We start from the raw sequence: 25,148 nt of genomic DNA on the forward strand, positions 1-25,148 counted from the left end.
CCTCTATTGTCCGCCCTCGCCTGAAGTCGAACCTTCCCCTCCTACGCCTCCTGCTGCAATAGGCGAACCGTGCACGTCCCGCATCCAGCAAACGGCGTCATCTCAACTTCCACGCCCTCACTAGCACTATTCGAAGACAGCAATTCTTCGATCATTCCCCCATGGATCTGGCAAATCGCCTCTGGAATAACCCCATCAGCCGGCAACAACGGGCATCGATGCAAGCTCACCACATCGCCCTTGACCGTCGGAGCAAAACCCAACTCAGCCATATGCGCAATCACTGTATCCAGCGGGGAATCAGCTTTGAAGACCTCGCCCGATTCGAGCAACAGCCGCGCCCAAGCGCGCCCCCACTCGCGCGCAAACTCCCAATTCGAATCCTCACCGTGCAACGCAATCCCAGCGTTCACAAGCGAAATAAAATGCTTCGTAATCGCATCTGTCGTAGGTACCAGAGGAATATACAGCAGTCGCGGTCTACCACTACCCGAATAACCCGGCGCCCTCTCGCTACGCACCAGCCCCTTGGCTAAAAGCACATCCAAGTGCTCACGTACCGTATTGACGTGAATCCCTAATTCTTTTGAGATCTTCGCTGCCGAAAGCCCCTCTGGCCTCGAAACCACTAAATCAAGTACGCGCGATTGCTGAGGAGTAAGCGACTTTGATGTCTCAACCAACTCACTCGCTGGCCTCGGCCCCCCAGCACTCACAAGAACCACCTCAAAACGCGAACACGGACAACCTCAGTCTAAACAACACAGCACCGTACACCAACAGGAACACCACCTCCTCAAAATATTAAACCGGCATTTTCCGTTTTAACTGTTAGACTTACTTTCGCGGTACTGACCGCGCAGTTCAACCAAAGTTTTGAAGCGGCAAACGCGCTTCATCACCAGCGAAATGGAGAAACAATGACAAACTCCCTGCCCGTCACCGAGAAAAACGCCTGCCACTGCGGATGCGGATCGCAAGATCTACCCGTCCTGGACGTACTATCCATCCCCGCCCCAATCCGCCACGCCGCGATCCTCGGCACTCTAAAATTCCTACCCAGCGGCGCATCCTTTGCTATCAAAGCCCACCACAACCCAACGCCGCTACTAGCCCAACTAAGAACGGAATTCGCTAACGAGGTAGACGCGGAATACCTCCAGGAAGGGCCAGAAAACTGGATCGTCAAACTCACCAAAGTTAGCTAGAACCTACAGTGGGAAGAACCAATGTGACCCGAGTACTAAGAGATCAAACAGCAATCATCTGGCTAGTTGCGGCCATCATCATCGCGATCGGGCGCAAATGGGTACCCGACTCGGCGTGGCTCATGGTCCACCTAGTGCTACTCGGAGCCCTCAGCCACTCCGTGATGGTTTGGTCCGAACACTTCACCAAAACTCTGCTCCGCGCTGCCAAAATTGAGCACCAGACGGGCCGCTACGGGCTATTCATACTCGGGTCACTTACCGTTTTCATCTGCATGCCCCTCAACTTTTGGGCCGGCGTGGTTGGGGGCGCCACCCTGGTTACCATTGCCGTAACCTGGCACCTCATCACCATCCTGCGCCTCTATCGGCGCGCGCTACCCTCCCGGTTCCGCGACGTCACCCACTACTACATGGCCTCCGCCATCTTCCTGCCCCTCGGCGCAGGTTTTGGTGCAATCCTCGCATTCGGCCTCGAGGACACATGGCATTCACGCCTTCTCGCCGCACACATAATCTGCAATCTATTCGGCTGGATTGGTCTCACTGTAATCGGCACACTCGTCACATTCTGGCCCACCCTCCTGCGAGCGCGCATAGACGAACGCGCCGAAAAACTAGCCGCAACAGCCCTCCCGATCCTTATCGTCGCCATCACAATCGGCACAGTCGGAGCGCTCTTTGGCACACGCCTGCTCATGCTCGCTGGCCTCCTCGCATACCTAACGGGCCTCATCTGGGCCGGCCGCGCCATGATCCACCCCCTCAAGAAACGTGGAATCACCGAGTTTGCACCCGCATCCGTCGCGGCCGCACTCACCTGGGCAATCATCGGCATGACCTACATGAGCGTTACGCTCGCATCCTCATGGGAATCCTTCGCTGACTCCGTCTTCAAAATCGCGACAATCTTCGCCATCGGATTTGCCCTGCAAATGCTATTCGGAGCCCTCACCCACCTATTCCCACTCGCCATCGGAGGCGGCCCCGCCGGCTCACGAGCCGCCCTAACCGAACTCACGCGTCTATCCACCTGGAGGCTCACCGTCACAAACCTTGGCCTAGTCCTCCTCTTACTTCCCCTCCCGAAATGGCTGCACACAGCCGTTGCCGCCCTAGTTGTAACAGCCCTAGCCACATTCCTCCCGCTCCTCTTCCGCAGCCTTCTGGCCGCCACCCGCGCCAAACGCACCCAAGCAACCGAGGGCGACAACCCTACAGTTCCGGCCACCTCGCCCACCCGCCCCACCCCCACCCTCATCAATCCCGGACAGCTCGTTGGCGCCGCACTCTGCCTAACCATCGCCCTCAGCATTGGCGTGGCGATCGACCCGGCTGCACTCAAACTCGCACCCAACCAAACCACTGTCACCTCCGCCACGCCAGCCGCCGCAACCGGAGAAACCACGCAAGTCACCGTAATCGCCAAAGACATGCGTTTCACACCCTCTACAATCGACGTGCCCGCTGGAAATCAGTTGCTCATCACCGTAGTGAATGAAGACACCGTTCACTCACACGACCTCGTGGTTCAAAATGCACGCACCAAACGCCTCCAACCCGGCGAAACCGAAACCCTAGATGCCGGCATCATCACCACCACAACCGAAGGCTGGTGCTCTGTTGCCGGACACCGCCAAATGGGCATGACCCTCACCATCAACGCAATCGGAGCGAGCGAATCCGCCGTGAGCGCAAAAGGCCACTCAAACCACCACAGCGCAAAGATCATGCCCGACCCCGACGCCCTCCTTAGCCAAATCATCGACCCGAAACTACCGCCCGCAACCGATCAAACCATTCACCAACTGACCTTCGACGTCAGCGAAGGCCCCCTCGAAGTTGCGCCCGGAATCTGGCAACAACGCTGGACTTTCAACGGAAGAAGCGTTGGCCCCACGCTGCGCGGCAAAATCGGGGATACCTTTGAAATTACACTCATCAACAGTGGAACAATGGGCCACTCCATCGACTTCCACGCAGGAGAGCTCGCCCCCGACGAGCCCATGCGCACCATCGCTCCCGGTGAAAAACTCATTTACAAGTTCACCGCCCAACGCGCCGGCATCTGGCTCTACCACTGCGCCACCCACCCCATGGCCACCCATATCGCCGCAGGCATGCACGGCGCAGTCATTATCGAACCCGACCACCTCGAACCAGTCGAACACGAATACGTGTTCACACAATCCGAGATATACCTCGGCGACACATTCGACAGCAAAGAAAGCGCAACCGAAGTAAATGCCGACAAAGTACTCGCCGAATCACCCGATTTAATGGCATTCAACGGCATTGCTGACCAGTACGTTCAAGCACCTATCGAAGTGCCTGCGGGCGAACGCGTGCGCATCTGGCTCATGGACGCCGGCCCCACCCGCGCTTTCCCGTTCCACATCGTAGGCACCCAATTCGACACCACCTGGACAGAGGGAGCCTACCAACTAAAACGCGGTCAAGACCCCTTCGGCTACACGGGTGGAGGCGCACAAGTGCTACCCCTCCTAGCAGCGCAAGGCGGCTTCGTCGAGCTCACCTTCCCCGAACCTGGACACTACAGTGCCGTGAATCACGCCATGATCGATGGCGAAAAGGGCGCTCGCGCCATCTTCAAGGTAGTTGAACCATGAAACCGGACCTCGTAAACCTACGCCTTGCATTACTTGCCCTCGCGGGTGCCTCCCTGTTAGGAGGCCTTAACGCTGGGCTCGTAGCCCTCGGAGTGTGGGCACCCGTTCGCGCGCCCCGCTTCGCCGACATTCACGGCATCGTCATGAGCCTCGGTTTCATGGGTACCGTCATCGCCCTCGAACGAGCACAAAGCCTACGCCAAACCTGGGCATACCTCGCCCCCGCCACCATTGGGGCCGGATCAATCGCCCTCATCCTCGGTTACACTGCACTTGGACAACTCCTCCTAATCCAAGGCACCGCACTATTTGTCCTCACCTACATTGCCCTCTGGAAACGCGCACCACTACCCCTACTCGTAATCCAGATAGCCTCAGCTCTTATGGTCATGCTCGCCTCTACATTCTGGGTTCTCTACTCCATCGAGGAACTCATTCCCCTGCTTGTCAGCTACATCGTGCTCACCATCGCATCCGAACGAGTCGAACTTGCCGCCCTCACTATGAAAGGCGCCAGCCATATCCTCGCGATCTTCACCCTCCCCCTCACCCTGCTACCCATCGGCACACTCATATGGCCATACGCCGTGCGCCCATTTGGAGCCACCCTCACGCTTCTAGCCATCTGGCTACTCAAAGCCGACATCGTAAGAAAAACCATTCGCACCACCGGCCTATACCGCTACAACGCTGCCGCCCTAGCTACGGGCTACATCTGGCTCATCGCCGCCGGCCTCACCTGGATCTGCGTTGGAAAAATCACTAGCGGAGCCACCTATGACCTCACCATTCACGCGACATTCATAGGCTTCGGCATGTCCATGATCATGGCGCACGCGCCAGTCATCTTCCCCGCCGTCATCGCCAGACCCCTCCCATATCACCCAGTGCTCTGGGCCCCCTTAGCCCTTCTACAACTAGGCCTCATCATCCGATTCGCCGGCTACCTCACAGCCAACAGCGCTGCCTGGCACCTGGGGGCCATCATCAATATCGCCGCTATCCTCCTATTCGCAATCACCAGCGTCAGCCTCGTTGTCCTTGCGGGTCGCATCAAACTTCAACACGGCGCCAAAACGCAAACCTCGCGCCCACATAATCCAACCCACACCGCAAAACGCTAGGTGGAGGAAGCCAAGCTCAATTCTCGCAAAATAGTGGCTTAAATGGAGAGATGTTGCATAAAAAGAGCTCACAACTAGACTCTGCCACCATATTTTGAACAATAGAAGTATGGAAAATAGCGAAAATCGAGACACGCAACATACGAAACCAGAGATAACAGATACACAACCAGCGGAAAATACAACCACCGCAACCTCTGAACTTGCGGCGCTACTCTCCGAAGAAGAACACATCAACGCGGCAGACCTGCAAGAAAAGCCCGTTGAACTAATCTCTGAAACTGAAGATCAATCCATCAGCTGGCCGGTAGTTATACCCGCCATGCTACTCATCCTCGCAATCGTAGTTTGGGGCCTCGGCAAACCAGCCAACTTTGAAGCCACCGCAAACAACATGCTCACCTGGGTACTAACCAACCTCGGCTGGGCATTCGTACTCTTCTCAACCATCTTCGTCATCTTCATCATCGTCATCGCCGCCTCCAAATTCGGCAAGATCCGCCTTGGAGCCGCAGACGAGCAACCCGAATTCTCCAACGCATCATGGATCGCCATGATGTTCGCAGCCGGCATGGGCATCGGCCTCATGTTCTACGGAGCGTCCGAACCCCTCGCCTTCTACCGCGACGGCGTACCAAACCACGCCCCGCACGAAGTAGGCACAGCCATGGCATCCGCCATGTTCCACTGGACCCTCCACCCCTGGGCCATGTACGCCATCGTCGGCCTGGCCATCGCCTACTCCACCTACCGGATCGGCAGGCGCCAGCTCATCTCATCCGCGTTCACCCCACTGATCGGTGAACGCCACGCCAACGGAGCCATCGGCAAAACCATCGATGCCCTCTCCATCTTCGCAACCGTATTCGGAACCGCATGTTCACTGGGCCTCGGCGCCCTCCAAATCCGCGCCGGCCTAGAAGTTGCCGGCCTCGTCGAAGATCCCGGCACCGGCCTCATCATCACAATCATCGCAGTGCTAACCCTTGCCTTCCTCCTCTCCGCAATGTCTGGAGTTGGCCGAGGCATTCGCTACCTGTCTAACGTCAATATGATCCTCGCGGCCCTACTAGCACTCGCAGTGTTCGTGCTCGGCCCCACCATTGCGCAGTTGAACCTACTGCCCGGCTCCATCGGCGCATACCTATCCCAGTTCTTCGAAATGGCAGGCCGCACCGCAGCCTCCGCAGACGGCACCGCCGGCCCCTGGCTATCCGGATGGACCATCTTCTACTGGGCATGGTGGATCTCCTGGTCCCCCTTCGTGGGCATGTTCATCGCCCGCATCTCCCGTGGACGCACCATCCGCGAATTCTGCATGGGCGTAATGCTCGTGCCAGCCGGCCTATCGACCGTCTGGTTCGCAATCTTCGGCGGCAGCGCCATCTTCCTCGAATCCAAAGGCCAATCAATCTGGGGTGACGGCAGCGCAGAAAGCCAGCTGTTCAACCTGCTTCACCAGCTACCCGGAGGCTTCTTCTTCGGTATCATCGCCGTACTCCTCCTAGGCACCTTCTTCATCACCTCAGCCGACTCGGCCTCCACCGTCATGGCATCCATTTCACAAGGAGGGCGCTCCTCCGCCTCCCCGTGGCTAGCAGGCATCTGGGGCCTACTCACGGCCTCCATTGGCCTGACCCTGCTGGTCTCCGGAGGCGACGGAGCCCTTTCAAACATCCAATCCGTAACCATCGTTGCGGCCACGCCATTCCTGTTCGTGGTTGTAGCGCTCATGTTCGCCATCGTTAAGGACCTTCGCAACGACGTGGTCTACCTAGATCAGCGCTCGCAAGAAGCGTTCCAACGCCAGCTCGCTATTGAGCGCCGCCACCGCCGCGAGCGCGAAGAGATTCGCCGCCGCAACAAGGCCATCCGTCACGCCGTAGGCGCAGACAGGGCTCGCAAGGACAGATAACAACGCGGCGATAGTCAACGACAAGGGCGCGGGAGTTACCTCCCGCGCCCTTAATCATTCAGAACCTAACGAATCCCCTTAGCGAACCTTTGAATCTCGCGTTGAGCCTCGCGCTTATCCTGCGCTTCGCGAAGCGCCTGCCGCTTATCCCACTGCTGCTTACCCCGACCAAGACCAATCAAGAGTTTTGCTCGGCCCTCAATGAAATAAAGCTCCAGCGGCACAATCGTGTACCCCTTCGCCTGAGCCTTCATGCCCCAGCTCAAAATCTCACTGCGATGCATCAACAGTTTGCGCTTACGCGTCGGCGCATGGTTATTCCAAGTACCCTGAAAATACTCCGGGATATTCGCCTGCCTCAGCCAAGCCTCGCCCTCATAAATCTCAACCCAAGCCTCAGTAAGCGAAGCTCTGCCCATACGCAGCGCCTTCACTTCCGTGCCCGTCAGTACAAGGCCAGCCTCAAGCCTGTCCTCGATGAAGTAATCATGCGTCGCGCGCTTATTGCGAGCAATTACCTTCTTAGCATCCGCCTGCGCCTTAGCTTTTTGCGCAGGCGTCAACTTCTGCTGCCCAGACTTTGCCATAACAGCCTTCCTCAAAATCAGACCCACTTGCAACGGGGTCTGCCATATTACAGGTAATTCGCCGGATCAACATTGGTACCGTTAAGAACCACTTCATAGTGCAAGTGGCAACCCGTAGAGGCACCCGTGCTACCCACGTAGCCAACTACCTGACCGCGCGAAACCGTTTGTCCAACCGAAACCGCGACGCTTTGCAAATGCAGGTAGTACGTCTGATACGAATTTCCACCAATCAAACCGTAGTTCAGCGACAAATAATTACCGCCCGTCGGCGACCACGTCACCAAGCTGACCACACCATTAGCCGTAGCAAGCGCCGGCGTTCCACACGGAGCCGCAATATCGGTACCCTCATGCAAACGCCACGTTTGGTAAACCGGATGCCACCTATAGCCAAACGGCGACGCCAACGGATAGCGCTGTCCCAACGGATAACTCAACACACCAGAAGTTTGCACCCCTCCGCCAGTAGCCGGCGGCGGCGTTTGGTTCTGCTCCCACTCGAGCTGCTTGCGACGGTTCTCCTCATCAATGCGCGCGATGTTCTGGCGGGCAACCTCATACTCACGTTCCGAGGCCGCTAGCTGACGCTTAGCCTCTTCCCGCACCTTCGAAACATCATCCGCCCGCTTCGCTTCCGTCTGCTCCAGGGACTGTAGCTCGCCAAGCTTGTTTTCTGCGAGTGTCTTCGACTCAGACGCAATCCGCTCCGCGTTCTCCGCCTTCGCCTGAAGCTTGCCGATACGATCCGTGAGAGCCTCCTGACGCGCCGAACGGTTACGCTCCACTGCCAAACTATCCTGAGCGGCAAGCAGCGCGCGAGACTGGGCAACAGCCATCGTCTCGGCCCCAGCTGCCCTCCTCGTAATATCCGCCGTAGACTTCGACGTCATCGCAATCATCAACGGTGAAGCTGCAAAATCTCCAGAACGATACACTTCGCGGACCATCAGCGAAATACCCTGCCGAGACTGCGTTGACTCCGAACCAGCCTTCGCGATCTCCTCGTCAATACGCGCCCTATCTTCCTTAGCCACGTTCAGGCGATCCGTCACCTGTTCCAACTCGCGCTGAGCGCTCGCATACTGGGCCTGAGCCTTATCCAACTCATCCTTAGCTACCGGCAGATCCTTACGAACATCTTCCAGCTTGCGGTACATCTCCTTCAGATCATCATCGAGACCCGCAATTTGCTCTTCAAGATCCGAGCTTTCACTCGCAGCCTGATCGCGCTTATTAACCCAATCATCACGCTCCGCAGCCACAGCGGACACGCCAGAAAGCGCCAACACCGCGCTAGTGAAAGCCGCAATCGCAAATCCAAAACTACGTCGCATGACCTACTCCTTACGCCTTCGTGTACTTTGCCAACGACACTGCCGAAGCAATAACTGCCAACAAAATAGCCATCACAATCAGGCCCGGAGCCACAATCAAAAGCTCCCTCGTACCCACAAACCTCGTCCATGAGAACGTACTTGCAAGCCACGAATTCACAAACAGATGTAATCCACCCCAAAGCGCTGCCACCGCACCAATCGCGCCCAGCAGAGCAGCCAGCGCACCTTCAATCATGAACGGCAATTGAATAGTAAGACTCGACGCGCCAACGTAACGCATGATCGTCGTTTCCTTCTCACGCGACATTGCCGAAAGACGAATCGTGGTGGTAATCAGCAAAATCGCCGCGACCGTCATAATTCCAGCCAGACCCAGCGACAGATACTTCGCGTTATCAATTACCGCGAACAGCGGCTCCACAATCTCACGCTGATCCTTTACCTCCGCAACGCCCGGAGCACCCGAGAACTCCTCCTCAAGCAGGCGATACTGCTGCGGATCCACCAGCTTCACACGGAAAGACACCCACATCATGTCCTCCGTCAGCCAATGCGTAAACGGCGTGCCCTCGTAAAGCTCCAAGAAATTCTGGTACGTGTCTTCCTTCGACTCGTAGTAATACTCCGACACGTAACTAGACAGTTCAGCAGACTCCAACTTCGCACGGACGGCCTCAACCTCCTGCTCGGTGGCCTCCTGCTGATTACACGACGCCACCAGGTCATCCTTCGCACACATGTGGATCGACACCTCAATCTTGTCGTACCACTGCGACTTCATCGTGGAAACCTGCATCTGTGCCAGCGCCGCAATACCCACAAACAATAGGGACACGAACGTCACCAGTACAACGGAAATCGCCATCGCCTTATTACGCGACAGGCCCTTACCGACCTCAGAAAAAATAAAACGCGCTCTCATTTACTACCCCTGCGTCCCGTATACGCCGCCCTTTTGATCACGAATCACGTGACCATCCGCAAGCTCAATCACGCGCTTACGCATCTGATCCACAATATCGGCGTCGTGTGTTGCCATCACCACGGTTGTTCCCGTCGCATTAATACGCGTAAGCAAGCGCATAATGCCCAGCGACGTCTCTGGATCCAAGTTACCCGTAGGCTCATCAGCTAGTAGCAACTGCGGGCGGTTTACCATTGCGCGCGCAATCGCAACGCGTTGCTCCTCACCGCCCGAAAGCTCCCAGCGCATGCGGCGTTCCTTGCCATCCAGACCCACAAGCTCCAAAATCTCTGGAACCTGCGTCTCAATCTGGTGGCGCGGCTGGCCCAGCACCTGCATAGCAAACGCCACGTTCTCATACACGTTCTTGTTCTCAAGCAACTTGAAGTCTTGGAAGACCATGCCGATCTGGCGACGCAAATGCGGTACCTTCCACCGCGACAACTCGCCCACATTCTGACCGAGCACCCACACATCCCCAGACGTTGGACGCTCCTCACGGAGCACCAGCTGCAAGAACGTGGACTTACCCGAGCCGGACTTACCTACCAAGAACGCGAACTCTCCGCGCTCGATCTCAAGGCTCACATCATCAATCGCGGGCATAGCACCGCGAGTATAAACCTTTGTTACCTTGTCAAAACGAATCATTAGTTCACCTACTGCTCTTGGCCGGCCTCAGAATCTTTACGCCACCGAATACCAGCATTAATGAAATCGTCGATCTCACCGTCGAACACGGCCGCCGTGTTGCCATTTTCGTGACCAGTTCGAAGATCCTTCACCATTTGATACGGCTGGAGGACGTAGCTTCGCATCTGATCACCCCATGAGGCCTTCACATCCCCCGCGAGCTCCTTGCGAGCCGCCTGCTCCTGCTCGTGACGCAGTTGCAGCAAACGCGACTGCAAAACCCTAAGCGCCGCCGCGCGGTTTTGAATCTGCGACTTCTCATTCTGCATCGATACGACAATGCCCGTCGGAATGTGCGTCATGCGCACAGCCGAATCCGTTGTGTTAACCGACTGGCCACCCGGACCCGACGAGCGGAACACATCCACCTTCAAATCCGAATCCGGAATATCAATGTGGTCCGTCGACTCAATCAGTGGAATAACCTCCACCGCGGCAAACGAAGTCTGGCGCCTACCCTGATTATCAAACGGACTAATGCGAACCAGGCGGTGCGTGCCCGCCTCCACCGATAACGTGCCGTAAGCATACGGGGCATTCACCTCGAACGTGGCGGACTTAATTCCCGCCTCTTCCGCATATGAAGTGTCCATCACCGTGGTCGGGTACTCGTTGCGTTCCGCCCAACGCAAATACATGCGTAGCAGCATCTGCGCGAAATCCGCGGCATCCACGCCGCCCGCGCCCGACCGGATAGTGACCACCGCTGCGCGCTCGTCATAATCTCCCGACAGCAGAGTCCTTACCTCAAGATCCGACAAGTCCCGCTGGATCTTCTCTAGCGAAGCTGCCGCCTCTTCAAGGAGAAGCTCGCGATCCTCGCCTTCTTCTTCACCCGCCAGCTCAACAATCGCCTCGAGGTCATCAATGCGCTCCCCCATTTTCGTAACGCGCGCAAGCTCAGACTGCACGTGCGACAAGCTAGACGTCACCTGCTGCGCCTTCTCTGGGTCATCCCACAAATCAGGTGCCGCCGCCTGCTTCGACAGGTCCGCGATCTGCTCACGCAACTGATCCGGGTGCGTAACCGCCACGATATTCGCGAAAGTTAAGCGCAAACTCTCAATTTCCTCGGGGAACTCAATACTCACGCCTCCACCTTATGGCATTAATGCAATTTCGCCGACGCCACCACACGGACAGTCAAAGGTTGATTAATGAAATCCAGCACGCTACCAAACACGGGCATCGCCGGATTCATCGCGAGCTCCACGCGAACCTCTCCCCCGCTCGCCGTTGCGCTTTCCAGCCATGCGGCTCTGCCCACGTCGCAAGAGGTTGTGCGCAATTGGTTGAACGTGGCCGTTGCGCGGTCGGGCACGCTGGACTGAATAACCTCGGCAAAGCCGTCCTCGTAATAACTGGAAGCAGACGCTACCCCCGCTACCGATAGCGCCACCCAATCTGCGCACGAAAGCAACTGCCTGCGCTGCACGTGCACCGTCGTTGCCGCAATCGATGCCAGCACCAGCGCCACCACCAGCAGTGATAAGCCGAGCACCAACAGCGTGATTCGCCCATCCTCGCCGCCCGCGCCTTCAGCTGTCCCAGGTGCGGGCTTTCCTAGCCTCACACGCCCTTGTGTCATCCGCACTACCTCACCAGCTCGATCCGATTCACCGGCACCTGCGCGCTTGAAATTATTGGAACAGTTGGATTCAAAACTCTTGCCATGGCGTCCGGAATCAAGGGCAACGCCACTTGCGTGCGAACCTCAATGTTCACGAACTTAGCCTGACTGCACGGCGTTGGGTCACACACCACTTTGAGACTGTGGCTACCGCTCACGCCATAGTCGGTGAAAATCTGATTCACCTGCCGCTCCACGTGCACGTGCGCTGCCGGATCATTCGCCAGCAAACGGCCGCTCTCGCGCGTGGCAGCGTCCGAGGCGAACACCGCAGCTTGCAGTGCCGCAACCGTGAAGATGAAATATGCGACCGGGATCAAGATGATCACCAACATCGCCACAAACTCCACGGTTGCCTCCCCTGCGTCCTCCCCGCGCGGCGATATCTTGCGCAACTTTGCAGTTACATGATGGGGCGAGGCCGCCGAACACACCGCTTCGAGCTGAGCTGTTTCACCGTTGCAATGCCAAAACCTACGGAACACGCTCGCGTTCCTTCCACGAAGACGCCGATACATGCAACGTGTTTGCAAAACCGAATGGGCCTAGCAAGGGTAACGTTGCATCCACCTCGACGCGCACTACCGGCTGCCCATCCACGGCCGTTTCAAACACACGAACATCGCGCGAAACATCACTTCCGAGGGCAGTGTTCAGCAACTGCGAAGTACGATCCGCGCCCTCGGCCAGCGTTGCCCCCAACAGTGACGCCCTCCTTGCCCCCTCCGATGCCGCATCTACCGCAACATTGCGGGTGTGCAGAGCAAATGCCAACTGCAACAAACCGAGAACCACGAACACGACCAGCACCTGAACGAGCACGTGCCCCACAATCTGCGAGCCGTCCTCCCCCTGCGCATTCTCGTGGATTCTTCTCATGGCTACGGGCCGGTAACACCCGCGATCGCGGTTTGGAACAAGTTCGACAACGTGGGTGAAGCAATTGCCCAAATCGCGGTAACTAGGCCAGCAGTCATGAGCGTCACGAGCACCCAACCGGGAACGTCGCCACGCTCTGATTCTTCGTCTGTGAACCACAGGTAAATGAAAGCGAGGATTGTATTCATGGGATTTTCCTTTCAAGATTTCTAGAAGCGGAGTGCAACTAGACCTGGATAGAGAGCAAAAACTACTGTCACGGGCAAAATGATGAAAACCACGGGGAAGAGCATTGCTACCTCGCGTTTTCCGCCCGATTCCATTAGAGCTCGGCGAGCCTCATCGCGAAGATCTCTGGCCTGCTCGCGAAGCGTTGTTGCCAGCGGGGCACCTCGCTCCATGGACGCGACGAGGGTGTCAAGCAGGCGGCCAAGCTGAGGTGAACGCGTGGTGCGGCGCATCTTTCCAAGTGCCCTCGTCACTGACGCTCCATTATCAATGTCCTCAAGCGTCGCACCCAACTGCGTGGCAAGTTCAGGGCCGACGATTTGCTGCACTCTACGCAGCGCTGCTGGCACAGACTCGCCGGCTGACACCGAGAGGGCAAGCAGCTCGGCCGCATCCGCAACTTGGCTAGATACTTTTCGCGAAATCGCGTTCACCCGCACCGTCAAAATACGGTCAAACACCATGGCGCCGGCAACGAAACCTATCAGCATCATTACGATCCACTGCAATATCGACACCGGCCTAGCCGCCGCGATTGCAAACGTCACGAGCGTCATGGCCGTCACGCCTGCTATACCAGCTAAGAACTGTTGCAGACGGAAACGCTCTAGCGTCGTTTTTGACGAGAGGGCATCCAAGCGGTCCGTCACCGACACCGCGGTCGAACCAAGCTTTTCCCACAGCGGGGAAATCCAACCAAGCTTTGGACGCGCCCTACGATCATCACGCCCAGACGCGAGAACTCGAACCACCAGGCGTTCACGCGAAGCCGCCACCGCGCGCGCCGTCATCAGCACGCCCAGACCGAACATGCACCCAGTCAAAAACGCCCAAGACAGCATCTACACACCATCCAACCGGCCAATGAGCCTCATCAGCCCATACGCGATCAAACACACCAGGCCGCCACCAAACAGCACCAGAAGACCCACTGGCTTCGTGTATGCAGAAGCCGCATCGAGCCTCGTTGAAATCATCACCAGCACAACCCAAGGGGCAGCCACTGCCAGCCTCGCCGCGTTCACCGTCCAAGACTGGCGCGCAAGTAACTCACCGCGAACCCGCACGTCATCGCGTAGCACCGCCGACAAGTCGCGCAACAAATGGCCCAGCTCAGAACCGCCCACCTCGCGCGCCAACTTCAGCACCTCGAACAGGCGTGTAGCTCCCGGATCTGACAGGTCGCACTGCACTCCCTCAAGCGCGTCGATAAACCTGCCACTCGCCCGGTACTCGCGCGCAAATCTTTCAAAGTACGGGCGCGTTACCTCCGGACCGTTGTGAGCCAACTGCACCACCGACTCCGGGAGAGTTACGCCCGCGCGGATGGAGGCCAGCACCGAATCCACCACGTCTGGCCACGCTTTACGCACCACGTCCGCATGCCGTTCAATGCGCGCATACAACCAGGCCGGAGCCAACGAAGAAGCCGCCAGCGCCACCGCCAGCGCCACCGGCCACGCCCTCGTAAGCCCAATAACCAGTAGGAATACAACTAGTGGAACCGCAACAAGGACAGCGCCAAACACGTTTGTTTCAGATTCGGACAGGCCCGCTCTAGCTCCCAATGCGGCAAGTTTTGAACGTGATCTTTCTTTGCGTTTTGGCATGGGTGTGCTGATAGACCAGTAGATAAGGAGGATGCCCAGGGCAAAGGAGGCTCCAAGAATCATGCTCACGCGAACGCCTCCTGGAACTGGTTCGTTGCAGGCGATAGTTTCTTAGAAACCAGATCACTCCCGTTCCATTCGAAAAGTGTGGCCGCTGAGATAACGCTTCCGTTAGCACCTTCAACGCGCACGATCTCTTGCACGTGACGCCTGCCGTCCCCATCTCGCACCACGTGTACAACCAAATCGATAGAGCTACCAACCGTCGGAATCACGAACGCGGAAGTAACATTCTCACCCGCGAGTAACGGCAACAGGCAAAGTTTGCGTAGCGCCTCGCGAGCCGTGTTTGCGTGAATAGTTGAAAGCCCTGGAATACCGGCATTCAAAGAGAGGAGCATGTCGAGCGCTTCAGCGCCACGCACCTCACCCACCACGATCCGATCTGGACGCATACGAAGCGACTCGCGCACCAGGTCTCGAAGCTTCACCTCGCCGTGGCCCTCAATGTTGGCCGAGCGGGTTTGCATCGCAACACAGTCTCGGTTGGGCAGGTTGAGTTCGAATACTTCCTCACACGTGATGACGCGCTCTCGCGGCGGGATTTCTCTGGCGAGTGCGCGCGCAAGCGTTGTCTTGCCCGCCTGGGTTGCCCCAGCGACCAGCACGGTGGCGCCATCTTGGACAGACTCGGACAGAAACCGCGCGGCCTCTTGCGTGAGGGAACCAGCTTCTACCAAATCCCACAGCGAACGGTCCAGGTGCAGATGCTTACGGATGTTGAGCGACCATTCGCGACCCGCAACTGGAGGGATCACCACGTGCAGCCTCTCCCCACCCGGGAGCATTGCATCCACAAATGGAGCAGACAGGTCCAGCCGCCTACCAGAATGGTGCAGCATCCGTTCAACGAGGTCCTTCACGTCCTCGGAACTTAATATCACGGGTGTCAGCTCAGACTGTCCGCGTCTTGCCACAAACACTTTTGACGGCGAGTTTACGTAGAGCTCTTCAACCTCGGGATCATCAAGATACTTTTGGAGCGGGCCGTAACCGCCAATATCGGCCATAAGAGCGGTAGTTACGGCTTGGCGTTCTTCTTCATCATCAACGGTGTAAACATCAAACGAGCGGTCCACAATGCTACGAAGCATCTGCGAGTTCGTAACCGGGTCAAAACCGGCGTCAGCAACCGCCCGGCGTACCCACTCACCCCGTGCTCCCTGCGACATTGCGGCCATGCGTCCTCCACCTGTTTTGGTAGACATAAAGTACCTGATAGCCAACGGTAAATACACATGCCCGATCAAAATGTGGATAACTGGGTGTTAGGGCCTTACGGTAGTATTTGTGAGTTCTCAAATTTCCCCTCTCGTTCTTGCCGCACACGCAACCGCAGCAATGCCCGACCTCAAGATCGTTGGTTTGACCGAGCCGTACGACAATGACGGATCGATGGCACGCCAGGGCGTGGTTGACACGCAGGGTAATCGTTGGGTGATTTGCACACCTCTGACTGACCAAGCAGGGGCAGATATTCAAGCCCAATCAACACTGCTACGCATTCTGCACCGCTCTTACGAGAAGGGCTTCTTACCGTTTGATGCTCCTGTTCCCGTGGCAAACAAGAACAGCGCGGACGTGCGCGTGATCGTGCACCCTCAAATGCGGGGCAAGCCGGGTTCTTGGGAAGACATGGAAGACTCCCAAATGCTTGTGCGTTCCATGGCTAAATCCATCGCGGCCCTGCACAACCTGCCCGCTGAGGCTATTGAGTTCACCGGGTTGCCCGTTTATTCAGCCGCAGAAGTACAAGCGCGGCTACGTCGCCTACTTGAGGAGGGCGTGGCAGCCAGCACGCTGCCTCCAAATCTGTTTGAGCGTTGGGACAACGCACTGAACGATGAGAGCTTGTTCCGATTTGAGTGCGTTCCCGTGCACGGAGATTTGGGGCCCGATTCTTTCCTCTGTTCGGCCAACACGGTTTCTTCAGTTTCCGCATTCGCTTCAGCCCATCTGGGCGATCCCGCTGAAGACCTGGCATGGATCCTGTCTGCATCTGTGCAGACGCAAGACGAGTTCTCGACTGCATACCGTGATTCACGCAAAGGCGAGTCGGACCTGCATATTTTGACGCGCGCCAGCCTGTGGGCAGAACTTGCCCTATTACGATGGCTGTTGCACGGCAAGCGGACCGACGACGAAGCCGTGATTACTGACGCCAAGCAGATGCTGAAAGATTTAGCGAACGAAGTTGGCGATGACGCTTTGGTGCCTGGGCACGCTCATAGCGCCCAGGAGGACACCCCGTTCGACCTGCGGGTAATTGACGAGGTGTTGCCAGCTACCACGCAGGTCGATCCGAACGCTCCTACGGTTAATCTCAGTACTATTTTGAATCGCGAGGATGAGGACTAAAACTGTTTACAAGCTGGTCCCATTGCTGCTCGAAGTTGTAATCTCCGAGGAGTTTTTCCAGGTCCTCTAGACGGAGTATCCGCTCGCTCGGCTTCGTGCCTGGGCCTCCGAGGAAGACCAAAACAGCATCTACTTGCGACTGGTCCACGCCCTTTTGTTTAGCCAGAGCTCGCCGGTAGATCTCAAGCTGCGTGGCGTACTGGCGCAGATACGGGTTTTTAGCTCCTAGTTTAGGTGGAGCACCGGTCTTCCAGTCAAGGACCACCCATTTGCCATCGCGGTTAAGGACCGCGTCGTAACGACCACGGATAGTTATCCCGCTCTTGGTGTAGGCAAAATCCGCCTCAACAGCGTGAACGCCTTCGGGGTCGTCCCCCAGCACTTCCCTGGCACGCTTAGTGAGTTGCTCGAGCAACTTTTTCTCAGCTCCAGTCAGACTCTGCATGTCGCCACTGTCACCAGTGTCCGCTACCGAATCGATATCTGTTAGCGGCTTGTTAGTTGTGGGCTCAAGAGCATCGTCGAGTTGACCTGCTTTGGCCAGCCACTGCTCAGCCCAGTTGTGGAATGCCGTTCCAATTTGGGTGGCCTTGCTTGGCTCATGCGGGATGGGCCGACGAACCTGCATCGCGTAGCGGTAAGGATCGTCCAGTAGTCCAAACGCTTGCGTGGCATTCAGCCGGTCTATTTCGATCACAGGAGCCGGAGTGCGAGGGCTATTTTGTCGTGCGATTGCGTCTCGCACTGAGTGAACAAGTGTTGCAATTTCACCGTTATTGCCGCCCGCTCCGCTTTCGACAGTTTTTAGGAGATCGTCAATCAGCGCATCAAAATCAGTGTTCTCATCTGACTCTTGATCGTACATTTCCATAGCCCGATTCACGGCTTGTGCCGCGCCGGTAATGAGCTGCCGCGATTTAGAAGGCATGACCGGGAAAACAGCCTGATCCGCGAGGCTTTCTTCTGGCTTAGCGGCATCTTCTAGCTTCAACACCACCGGCTGCGGGATCTCTTCTCCAGCCTCAGCTGCGAGGTCTTCTACAGTAACTGGAATGGCCAGCGGCTCTGAAGCTCCGGATTTACCCTTCACCATTTGCATGAGGTAACGCGAAGGCGCCAACTGGGTTTGACCCGCATACCAGGAGCCCGACAGCACAAGCTCATCTGATGCTCGCGTCCAAGCGACATACGCGAGGCGGCGAGCCTCAGCCAGTTCATGCAGGCTTAGCTGCAGACGATATTCGTCGAAGGTTTCCTCTACTCCAACAACATCTAGGCCCGTCATCTCGGGAAGGGTAGGCAAAATTACCCTGCCCTCATGAGTACTATCGAGGCGCAGACTGTACGGGATCTCTCCCAGCTCCGACGTCCAGCCACTGGATGGTTGGATAGCGGGCAACGGTCCGTTTAAATCAACGGTTTGTTTAAGCGCAGCATTTCGGGCATCGACAACGCCGGGGAAATCTGATTCTGTTAGGCCAACCACTACAACCTTGTCCCATTCCAAACCTTTTGCTTGGTGAATGGTTAGCAGTAGCACTACCCCTTCATCGGGTTCGCTAACAGGCGCTTCCAACCTCTCTTCTGTCTCGAGGGTAGTGTCTATCCATTCCAAAAAATTCTTCACCGAAGCATACGGAGTCTCGGATTCGTAATTGGCAGCGAAATCAATGAACGCGTCTATTGCGACTTCACCCTGGTTGTCGAACGGATCAGACGCAATGTCCAGGTCGAGGTCAAAAATCTTAACCACCTTCGAGATGAGTGTGGTTATGCCGGCATCCATGTGTTCGCGGACAAGGTCGAGGTGTCTAGCTAGGAGGCTCACACGACTATGCGCTTCAGAGCTGAACCCTTGTGCACCACGCTTTTTCCATCCAACCGTTGGAGGTGTCAGGACCGCGTCGAGCAAAAACTCAACGCGCAGATCCGCGCCCGCATTCGGTTTGTCAGTGTTGGCCTTCGCTCTGTCCACGTCACTAACAATGGTTTCGGGATATCCAGCATCAGATATTCGCTGTTTGCCTTGTTCTCTAGCCCAGTCCCACAGGATCTTTATATCTGCAGAAGACAGGTCAAGGTTTGCAACCAGACGCATCACAGCCGCACCATTGTCAGGCACTGCGAGGGAGCGCAGGACAGCAACAATGTCAGTTACCGCCGGCTCTGTTAGAAGGCCCCCAACACCCACAATCCGCGCGTTCACGCCCAGCTTTTGAAGCTGAGCATAAAGGGGGGCAAAGAACTTTCGTTTACGCGACAAGATCGCAATCGATGGCTGTTTCTGACCGGCCGGCACGTTTTCTTGCCAGCGCTTAACAAGACGCGCAACCATTTCGAACTCCTCGTCGCGCGTGGATGGGAACATGTACTTCACTACGCCGCGCCCCGGGTGTTTTGGATTGGCACGCAGGCTTTGCATTTCGATTTGGCTTGCCAAATCCATGTGCGCAAAGGCTTCTTCTCGTGCTTGGGTTTCAACCTTGTCGGCACTAGAAACCACGTTTGCGGCTTCCAAAATGGCAGGCCAGTTACGCCAGGCATCGCGAAGCTCGAGCACGTTACCTCGGCTCAGAGTGTCAAAATAGGGCAAGAACATTGACAGCGACGCCGCTGACGCTCCGCGCCAGCCATAGATTGCCTGATTTGGGTCCCCGACCGCAGTAGCGGCCGTATCTCTAAACAGGTTGGAGAACAGCTGGAGCTGGCCAACCGAAGTGTCCTGGAATTCATCCAATAGAACAGCGCGGTATTGGTCACTCAGTTCAGCGACGATGGTCGGGTTCGCGTCAATGATTTGGCGTGCCAGTGCTAACTGATCCGTAAAATCAATCAGGTCGTGTTCACGCTTGTAATCCCAATATCGCTGTACCAGAGGCATCAGTAGCGCTTTGTCTTCCATGCGCGTCACAAAACTCTTTGCCGGGGCTGGAAGTGCCGTGCGTTGTCTTCCAGTGGCGCCCGTCCCCGGACCCGCAGATTTAATGGCTGCCGCAACACGTTCAAAATCTTGTGCGGCCCGGGCAGGAACAACTTGATGCTCGGTCAGGCTTTGCGAAAGAGACAGTATGGCATCTCGCATGGTCGAGGCCTTCGCTCCCTGTGGTAGCGGTCCGGTGTATTCCTGCAAAAGACGTTCAACTACCTGCCACGCCCGGGCTTCGCTGAGTTGGATTACGGACGGGCTTACCCCGATTTGGAGGCCGTACTCGCTAACTAGATTCTTTGCAAACGAGTTGTAAGTAGCAACGGTTGGTTCCAAGCCGATCGTGTCTGCTTCCCCAAGTAGCCCTGCTTTTCGCATCAAATCAAGCTGCCGCAGGATGCGTTCGGTGAAATTCGCAGTTGCTTTACGCGTGAAAGTGAGGCCAAGAATCGAATCAGGCTCAAGGCCGTCACGATACATGAGGTAGAGGGCACGCAGCGACATCACTTCGGTTTTTCCAGACCCGGCGCCGGCAACCACGAGAGTGGGAACGCTGTCAGCTTCAACTACTTTGGCCTGGTCCGGCGAAAGCATGATCTTCTTCTGTCCCGGTTCAAGCTGGGCATTAAGAGTTTCTACAAACTCCATTGCGTTGAGTGTCACTACAGGGTCCTCCTTCCTTCATCTTGGGCTGGGCAAATGTTTTTCACCGGACAACTTCGACATATATTCGCATTCGGTGTTGCTAGGAAGGTATTTCCTGCCGCTATTTCCGCAGCAAGTTTTATGGCCTCTGCCAGTTGCTCTCGCTGGTCTGAAACAACCGGGTCACTATCCTTGCGTTCACCCTTGTTAAAGAGGGAATGTTGGATGTACTTGTCTGGAGATTTTTCCCTAAGTGCTAGTAAACGCGCCTTCTGCACGTTCTCACCGCGAGCATTCAGCGCGAACTGATAAGCTGCCAGTTGCAGGTGGTTCTGCGTTTCTTTTTGTGATGGGACTCTGCCCGTCTTGATGTCTGTAACGACTACACCATCTTCAGTGTGTTCGAGCCTGTCGATTCGGCCCGCGATGCGCAGTTTGGTTCCACCAATATCAACAACTTGCGCAAACGGGTGCTCGATGTCGACCGTCTTGCCCTTCCAAGCTTCGAGGTAGTCGGCAAGCTTCTTGACCTTCTCTAATGTGCTTTCATATTCAGCCATGCCGAGGGAAGTCTCTCGGTCGAAATACTCGTCATCCCAGAGCTCATCCAAGTGCGATTTAAGTTCTTCAAAGTCTGCTTCGGGCCATTCTTCTGCCAATTTGTGGACCAGATTTCCTGTCAAGATCGCCTCACTTGCAGGCACTGAACCACCGTGGCGAGTCAAGAACCATTTGGCAGGACAATCAATCAGGGTTTCAATTTGTGAGGGCGAAAGCGTAACCATCTGCTTAGACTCATCTGCCGTGGAAGTGAGCCCACCGACACCATTCCACACGCGCGGATTAGCATGGTCTATGCCCGCTAAAGCAAGTAGTGCGAGGAGGGTTGCATACAGGTGGGCATCGTCTTCTACTAGGCGTTGCGCTAGCTTTTGGCGTAGCGTGCCCACCAGTGATCGCGTATCGATGCCTGAGGGCACCGGGGTTACCGGAAGGTGGTATCCGTCAATCAGAGGGGTTCCTACCCATTTAGCTAAGCGGTAGACGAATTGAGAGGGAACGTCATCCTCATTTTGCACCGCCGATACGTGCAAGGCGGATTTGGCTCTCGAAACCGCCGCTGCGAGCTGGCGATACTCCTCGGTTAACCTAGCCTTCCTTCTCGCCCTTCCCGTATTCCATGATTTTTGATTTGCCCACTCCTGCGGGCTCAGGGAGCGCAACTGTGCGATGTCGCCAGCCTGACTCAGCTGGTCACGAAGAGCTAAGTTGGGCCAAGTGCCATCTTGCATTGAGGCCAAGTAAACGACGTCCCACTCCTGCCCCACGGCCTCAGATACCGTCAAGATCTGCACGCCAATTGGCCGCTTGCCTGTCTGTGCAAGAGTGTCTGTGGGCAAACGCTGCGAAAGGAACTCACTGGAGAAGTGCTCCGCACTCGCTCCCGGATTACGTTGTTGCCACACGTCCGCGCTTCTAAACAGCGACACGACTGCGTCCAAGCGCTCATCAAACACGGCCGAGTCAGTGCCCGGCTGAATAGCGCGCTGACGCCATTCCTCAGTGACATCTGCTAGTTCCCAAAGCTCCCACAGGGCAATCTGCGGGCTTTCACTACGGACCTTACGCCCAAGTTTTAGCAGGTCGAATGCCTTTGTGACATCATCTAGTACTTCTGCCAGGCCAACTTTGCGGACGTATTCTTTCAACGCCTGAACCTCGGGCTTATCAGAAGCGAGGTCCTCACACATTTGCAGGACCGACTTTACGTCCGCATCAATACGCGCCCGGTACACATCGCTCAGTTTGCGTAGCTTGGCTGTATGAGCGTTTACTAGTGGGCTTCTAAGTAGCCGGTCAAAAAGCTCGAAATCAGTAGGGCCAAACGGATCTGAGCTGAGCAGCAAAAGCAAGATCGAGGTAGTCTGATTTGCCGCATACACCGTTGCGCGGCTTCGAATGGTGCTCTCAATACCATTACGCATCAAACTGAAATGCAGGCGCTTCACATCCGCACTATTGCGAGTGATAACGACCTGCCGATCCAGTGGCACGGATCTGCTGATACCGGGACCACGCCCCAATTGGTAGCGCGTAATCATGCGAGCAATCGCATTGGCCTCCTGCGCAGCAGAACCGTAGGTATTAACTGAAAGACCAGAGCTATCCTCTCTAGAATCAACCGCGCCCATTAGGCGATGGCGCGCATCATGGCGGACAGTGGTCTGCTCCGAAACTCGTTGCACGACAGCTCTAAGTGTCTGGTTTCCTCTGTGCGTAGGTCCAAGGTAAAAGCTCTTTGCCCCTAGTCGATCTGCAAAGCGAACATCGAGATGCGGCTCGCCACCGCGATACACCGAGACTGCGACATCAGAGTCTGCGGTCACCACAATCCGTGTTCCGACCGCGTGTAGCGCTTCGAGCAAGCTTAGCGTTGCCCGCGTACAATCCTGCAGGTCATCGACCACTACCGCCGCGGGCACGTCCAGGTTGGCCACCACTCCCTCACTGCCAGCGTCCTCATGCCAACGGGTTATGATCTGTGCCGCCCGCTCTTGCAGTTCGGCAGATTCAAAGTGGCTCACAGTATCACCGGATTCACGCAAGGACTGCTCCTGCCAGATCTGCATGAGGCGCCCGGTTGCCACCCAAATTCCGCGCTCTAAATCGCGGCCCACGCTCTCTAGTTTGTGACCGTCCCAGCCGGCCTCACGTGCCCTGGCCATGAGGTTGCGAATCTGCATGCGAAACTCGGGCATCCCCAAAGCGTCATTCAAAGATTCTGGCCACTCCACCAGCTGAGCTTCGATGGCTTCGGCCAGTGCCAAGTCTTCCTGCGCGCCCGTCAGCAACTGCGGGGCCGGCTGCGGGTCCTTACGTTCTACATACCACTTCGACACGAACGAATACGCGAGCGCAACCGGCGTGCGTACAGGCCGCACAATTCCAGGCAGAGCATGCTCCCCCGCGCTTTGCAACAGATCTACACGCAACCTGTCCGGTGCCAGAATAAACACATCACCGCCCAACTTTTTACGCAACTGGTGCGCAACTTCGAGAGCCACTGACGTGCGGCCAGAGCCTGGGCAACCGCGGATAACTGCCGGCCCGTCATGGCTGACCACTTGATGAACCACTTCTTCGTTCGCCTGGTCAAGCACTCCGAAATCGGCGGGACGGCCAAGAGCAAGCCGCACCTCGCTACAAGTTTGCGCGCGATTTGTTGTCATGGTTGTATTCCACCACAGGGGTCGGACAAAAGTTTTGAAAGTGGCATCGAGCATCGCGAAAGCGCCTCGTTATGCCTACGATAGGAACAAACGACGATAGGAAAACTATGATCATTCAGATTGGAATTACGGGCGTTACACGCGAGCTTTCTTTCGAAGTGAAGATGAGTGAGGACGAGCTTTTCAGCAAAGTTCGCGAAGCACTGGAGGGAAAGACGAACCTTGAGTTCACCGACGCGAAAGAACGCCGCGTCATCATTCCAAGCGACAAGCTCGGTTACGTCCTCGTAGCTGAATCCAAGCGCGGACCGGTGGGCTTCACCGTATAGCAACGCCAATCAAGAACGGTCGGACCAAAGCAGGGTCCGACCGTTTTTGATGCAAGAGTTCTCACGCGTGAGACCAACCGGCCTCCGCCTCATCTAGGCGTGCAAGTGCACGGCGGAGAGGCGCTCCTTGTGAGCCTTGGAAACACGATCCATCAGCTCATCCGCATCGGTTCCCGAAATGATCTCCGGGTTGGTGAACAAGAACGCGCGCACCAGAGAAAGGGCTTCGCCCCCAACTCGCCTGGTCCACAAAGATAGGCGTGCCTCGAGCTGTTTATCTGCCGCGACGGCCGGCTCAAGACGTTCTCGAACCCAATCGCCGTGGCCAAAATCGTTTACGTCTTTCGCGTATTCTTCCTGCCCCTGCAGGTGCGCGATTTCGCGTAGCGCGTCCGTAAAAATACCGATAGCAACATAGGTCTTCGTCATGCGCTCCCACCACGTTGTTGGGCGCAGGCGCGCATCAATATCATCCAAAAGACCCTCGTATGGCGCGATGGCCTCGGCAATATCTATGTCGGAGTGCTCGGCAACTTTACATACGTACTTGAAGTTCTCCCACGCTTTACCCGACATGTTCGCCATGTCCACGTGCTCCCAAGCTTTTGGCGCTTGGTCACCATCCTTTGCAAGACGAGTTTGCGCCGCAATCGCCGCGTAAGCTCCGATGCCCAACAAGTTCTTATAAGAATCGTTACTAGCAGTCAAAGTAGCCTCCAAAGCCTTAGCCCCTTTGCGAAGTTTCCATTCCATACTACGTTGAGGACCTGGAAAGTAACCGGTTTGGGACGA

Annotated in this window: 22 protein-coding genes; 6 read left to right on the top strand and 16 right to left on the bottom strand. The window is 56.4% G+C overall.

Annotated elements, in window-relative coordinates; genetic code table 11:
• Positions 1-41: 41 nt before the first annotated feature.
• Positions 42-716: a helix-turn-helix transcriptional regulator gene (locus HMPREF1628_RS00785; RefSeq protein ID WP_034506566.1), complete on the bottom strand. Its 675-nt coding sequence runs from the start codon at positions 714-716 to the stop codon at positions 42-44.
• Between the two features lie 204 nt (positions 717-920).
• On the opposite strand from HMPREF1628_RS00785, the gene HMPREF1628_RS00790 reads away from it, so the two are divergent.
• From HMPREF1628_RS00790 to HMPREF1628_RS00805, 4 genes are all read left to right on the top strand, one after another.
• Entirely contained in the window at positions 921-1,208 is a 288-nt protein-coding gene (locus HMPREF1628_RS00790) for a DUF2249 domain-containing protein (protein WP_034506570.1), read from the top strand.
• Between the two features lie 23 nt (positions 1,209-1,231).
• On the top strand, positions 1,232-3,838 hold the full coding sequence (locus HMPREF1628_RS00795; RefSeq protein WP_052038730.1) for a multicopper oxidase domain-containing protein: 2,607 nt from the start codon (positions 1,232-1,234) through the stop codon (positions 3,836-3,838).
• On the top strand, positions 3,835-4,962 hold the full coding sequence (locus HMPREF1628_RS00800; protein ID WP_198030373.1) for a hypothetical protein: 1,128 nt from the start codon (positions 3,835-3,837) through the stop codon (positions 4,960-4,962). Before HMPREF1628_RS00795 ends, HMPREF1628_RS00800 begins: the two co-directional genes overlap by 4 nt.
• A 109-nt stretch (positions 4,963-5,071) precedes the next feature.
• Positions 5,072-6,877 (top strand): BCCT family transporter, encoded by a 1,806-nt coding sequence (locus HMPREF1628_RS00805; RefSeq protein ID WP_034506574.1) that lies wholly within the window; start codon positions 5,072-5,074, stop codon positions 6,875-6,877.
• 65 nt (positions 6,878-6,942) lie between these two features.
• On the opposite strand, the gene smpB is transcribed toward HMPREF1628_RS00805, so the two are convergent.
• From smpB to HMPREF1628_RS00865, 12 genes are read right to left on the bottom strand one after another with little or no spacing between them, the layout of a single operon-like run.
• Positions 6,943-7,464: an SsrA-binding protein SmpB gene (smpB, locus tag HMPREF1628_RS00810; protein WP_034506576.1), complete on the bottom strand. Its 522-nt coding sequence runs from the start codon at positions 7,462-7,464 to the stop codon at positions 6,943-6,945.
• 47 nt (positions 7,465-7,511) lie between these two features.
• Positions 7,512-8,801, bottom strand: a complete 1,290-nt coding sequence (locus tag HMPREF1628_RS00815; RefSeq protein WP_052038731.1) for a M23 family metallopeptidase — start codon at positions 8,799-8,801, stop codon at positions 7,512-7,514.
• A gap of 10 nt (positions 8,802-8,811) precedes the next feature.
• The gene (gene ftsX, locus HMPREF1628_RS00820) at positions 8,812-9,726 is read right to left on the bottom strand and encodes a permease-like cell division protein FtsX (RefSeq protein WP_034506578.1); all 915 of its coding nucleotides are present in this window, start codon (positions 9,724-9,726) and stop codon (positions 8,812-8,814) included.
• Positions 9,727-9,729: 3 nt separating this feature from the next.
• Positions 9,730-10,419, bottom strand: a complete 690-nt coding sequence (ftsE, locus tag HMPREF1628_RS00825; protein WP_034506580.1) for a cell division ATP-binding protein FtsE — start codon at positions 10,417-10,419, stop codon at positions 9,730-9,732.
• Positions 10,420-10,427: 8 nt separating this feature from the next.
• Positions 10,428-11,552, bottom strand: a complete 1,125-nt coding sequence (prfB, locus tag HMPREF1628_RS00830) for a peptide chain release factor 2 (protein ID WP_034506582.1) — start codon at positions 11,550-11,552, stop codon at positions 10,428-10,430.
• Between the two features lie 17 nt (positions 11,553-11,569).
• Positions 11,570-12,049 carry a hypothetical protein gene (locus tag HMPREF1628_RS00835; protein ID WP_034506584.1) on the bottom strand — a complete coding sequence of 160 codons (480 nt, stop codon included), beginning with the start codon at positions 12,047-12,049 and terminating at the stop codon, positions 11,570-11,572.
• A gap of 5 nt (positions 12,050-12,054) precedes the next feature.
• A complete protein-coding gene (locus tag HMPREF1628_RS00840; RefSeq protein WP_034506586.1) occupies positions 12,055-12,576 on the bottom strand; it encodes a hypothetical protein in 522 nt (173 codons plus the stop codon).
• Positions 12,566-12,970 (bottom strand): TadE/TadG family type IV pilus assembly protein, encoded by a 405-nt coding sequence (locus HMPREF1628_RS00845; protein WP_052038732.1) that lies wholly within the window; start codon positions 12,968-12,970, stop codon positions 12,566-12,568. Before HMPREF1628_RS00845 ends, HMPREF1628_RS00840 begins: the two co-directional genes overlap by 11 nt.
• A gap of 2 nt (positions 12,971-12,972) precedes the next feature.
• Positions 12,973-13,158 carry a hypothetical protein gene (locus HMPREF1628_RS00850; protein WP_034506588.1) on the bottom strand — a complete coding sequence of 62 codons (186 nt, stop codon included), beginning with the start codon at positions 13,156-13,158 and terminating at the stop codon, positions 12,973-12,975.
• Positions 13,159-13,179: 21 nt separating this feature from the next.
• Positions 13,180-14,010 carry a type II secretion system F family protein gene (locus HMPREF1628_RS00855; RefSeq protein WP_198030374.1) on the bottom strand — a complete coding sequence of 277 codons (831 nt, stop codon included), beginning with the start codon at positions 14,008-14,010 and terminating at the stop codon, positions 13,180-13,182.
• Between the two features lie 30 nt (positions 14,011-14,040).
• Positions 14,041-14,871: a type II secretion system F family protein gene (locus tag HMPREF1628_RS00860; RefSeq protein WP_034506590.1), complete on the bottom strand. Its 831-nt coding sequence runs from the start codon at positions 14,869-14,871 to the stop codon at positions 14,041-14,043.
• A 2-nt stretch (positions 14,872-14,873) separates the two neighbouring features.
• The gene (locus HMPREF1628_RS00865; RefSeq protein ID WP_232219342.1) at positions 14,874-16,076 is read right to left on the bottom strand and encodes a CpaF family protein; all 1,203 of its coding nucleotides are present in this window, start codon (positions 16,074-16,076) and stop codon (positions 14,874-14,876) included.
• A gap of 82 nt (positions 16,077-16,158) precedes the next feature.
• Here HMPREF1628_RS00865 and HMPREF1628_RS00870 point away from each other — a divergent pair, with 82 nt between their 5' ends.
• Positions 16,159-17,226 carry a phosphotransferase gene (locus HMPREF1628_RS00870; protein ID WP_052038734.1) on the top strand — a complete coding sequence of 356 codons (1,068 nt, stop codon included), beginning with the start codon at positions 16,159-16,161 and terminating at the stop codon, positions 17,224-17,226.
• On the opposite strand, the gene HMPREF1628_RS00875 is transcribed toward HMPREF1628_RS00870, so the two are convergent.
• Together HMPREF1628_RS00875 and HMPREF1628_RS00880 are read right to left on the bottom strand one after the other, a co-directional pair.
• The gene (locus HMPREF1628_RS00875) at positions 17,198-20,815 is read right to left on the bottom strand and encodes an ATP-dependent DNA helicase (protein ID WP_034506594.1); all 3,618 of its coding nucleotides are present in this window, start codon (positions 20,813-20,815) and stop codon (positions 17,198-17,200) included. The two genes, HMPREF1628_RS00870 and HMPREF1628_RS00875, sit on opposite strands and share 29 nt — an antisense overlap.
• The gene (locus HMPREF1628_RS00880) at positions 20,815-24,027 is read right to left on the bottom strand and encodes a PD-(D/E)XK nuclease family protein (protein WP_034506596.1); all 3,213 of its coding nucleotides are present in this window, start codon (positions 24,025-24,027) and stop codon (positions 20,815-20,817) included. Before HMPREF1628_RS00880 ends, HMPREF1628_RS00875 begins: the two co-directional genes overlap by 1 nt.
• A 107-nt stretch (positions 24,028-24,134) precedes the next feature.
• On the opposite strand from HMPREF1628_RS00880, the gene HMPREF1628_RS00885 reads away from it, so the two are divergent.
• Positions 24,135-24,356: a DUF3107 domain-containing protein gene (locus HMPREF1628_RS00885; RefSeq protein ID WP_034506599.1), complete on the top strand. Its 222-nt coding sequence runs from the start codon at positions 24,135-24,137 to the stop codon at positions 24,354-24,356.
• Positions 24,357-24,449: 93 nt separating this feature from the next.
• Here the strand turns inward: HMPREF1628_RS00885 and HMPREF1628_RS00890 are convergent, their stop codons facing one another.
• Positions 24,450-25,064 carry a ferritin-like fold-containing protein gene (locus tag HMPREF1628_RS00890; RefSeq protein ID WP_034506601.1) on the bottom strand — a complete coding sequence of 205 codons (615 nt, stop codon included), beginning with the start codon at positions 25,062-25,064 and terminating at the stop codon, positions 24,450-24,452.
• Positions 25,065-25,148: the final 84 nt, after the last annotated feature.

It is taken from the genome of Actinomyces sp. S4-C9 (assembly GCF_000758775.1).
Taxonomy (GTDB): Bacteria; Actinomycetota; Actinomycetes; order Actinomycetales; family Actinomycetaceae; genus Gleimia; species Gleimia europaea.

Excerpts from the sequence above, each read along its gene's own strand:
- HMPREF1628_RS00800 (WP_198030373.1), top strand. The coding sequence starts at position 3,835 with ATGAAACCGGACCTCGTAAACCTACGCCTTGCATTACTTGCCCTCGCG.
- HMPREF1628_RS00815 (WP_052038731.1), bottom strand. The coding sequence starts at position 8,801 with ATGCGACGTAGTTTTGGATTTGCGATTGCGGCTTTCACTAGCGCGGTG.
- HMPREF1628_RS00790 (WP_034506570.1), top strand. The coding sequence starts at position 921 with ATGACAAACTCCCTGCCCGTCACCGAGAAAAACGCCTGCCACTGCGGA.
- HMPREF1628_RS00845 (WP_052038732.1), bottom strand. The coding sequence starts at position 12,970 with ATGAGAAGAATCCACGAGAATGCGCAGGGGGAGGACGGCTCGCAGATT.
- ftsE (WP_034506580.1), bottom strand. The coding sequence starts at position 10,419 with ATGATTCGTTTTGACAAGGTAACAAAGGTTTATACTCGCGGTGCTATG.
- HMPREF1628_RS00835 (WP_034506584.1), bottom strand. The coding sequence starts at position 12,049 with ATGACACAAGGGCGTGTGAGGCTAGGAAAGCCCGCACCTGGGACAGCT.
- HMPREF1628_RS00855 (WP_198030374.1), bottom strand. The coding sequence starts at position 14,010 with ATGTTCGGTCTGGGCGTGCTGATGACGGCGCGCGCGGTGGCGGCTTCG.
- HMPREF1628_RS00885 (WP_034506599.1), top strand. The coding sequence starts at position 24,135 with ATGATCATTCAGATTGGAATTACGGGCGTTACACGCGAGCTTTCTTTC.
- HMPREF1628_RS00850 (WP_034506588.1), bottom strand. The coding sequence starts at position 13,158 with ATGAATACAATCCTCGCTTTCATTTACCTGTGGTTCACAGACGAAGAA.
- HMPREF1628_RS00880 (WP_034506596.1), bottom strand. The coding sequence starts at position 24,027 with ATGACAACAAATCGCGCGCAAACTTGTAGCGAGGTGCGGCTTGCTCTT.
- smpB (WP_034506576.1), bottom strand. The coding sequence starts at position 7,464 with ATGGCAAAGTCTGGGCAGCAGAAGTTGACGCCTGCGCAAAAAGCTAAG.
- HMPREF1628_RS00805 (WP_034506574.1), top strand. The coding sequence starts at position 5,072 with ATGGAAAATAGCGAAAATCGAGACACGCAACATACGAAACCAGAGATA.
- HMPREF1628_RS00860 (WP_034506590.1), bottom strand. The coding sequence starts at position 14,871 with ATGATTCTTGGAGCCTCCTTTGCCCTGGGCATCCTCCTTATCTACTGG.
- ftsX (WP_034506578.1), bottom strand. The coding sequence starts at position 9,726 with ATGAGAGCGCGTTTTATTTTTTCTGAGGTCGGTAAGGGCCTGTCGCGT.
- HMPREF1628_RS00865 (WP_232219342.1), bottom strand. The coding sequence starts at position 16,076 with ATGTCTACCAAAACAGGTGGAGGACGCATGGCCGCAATGTCGCAGGGA.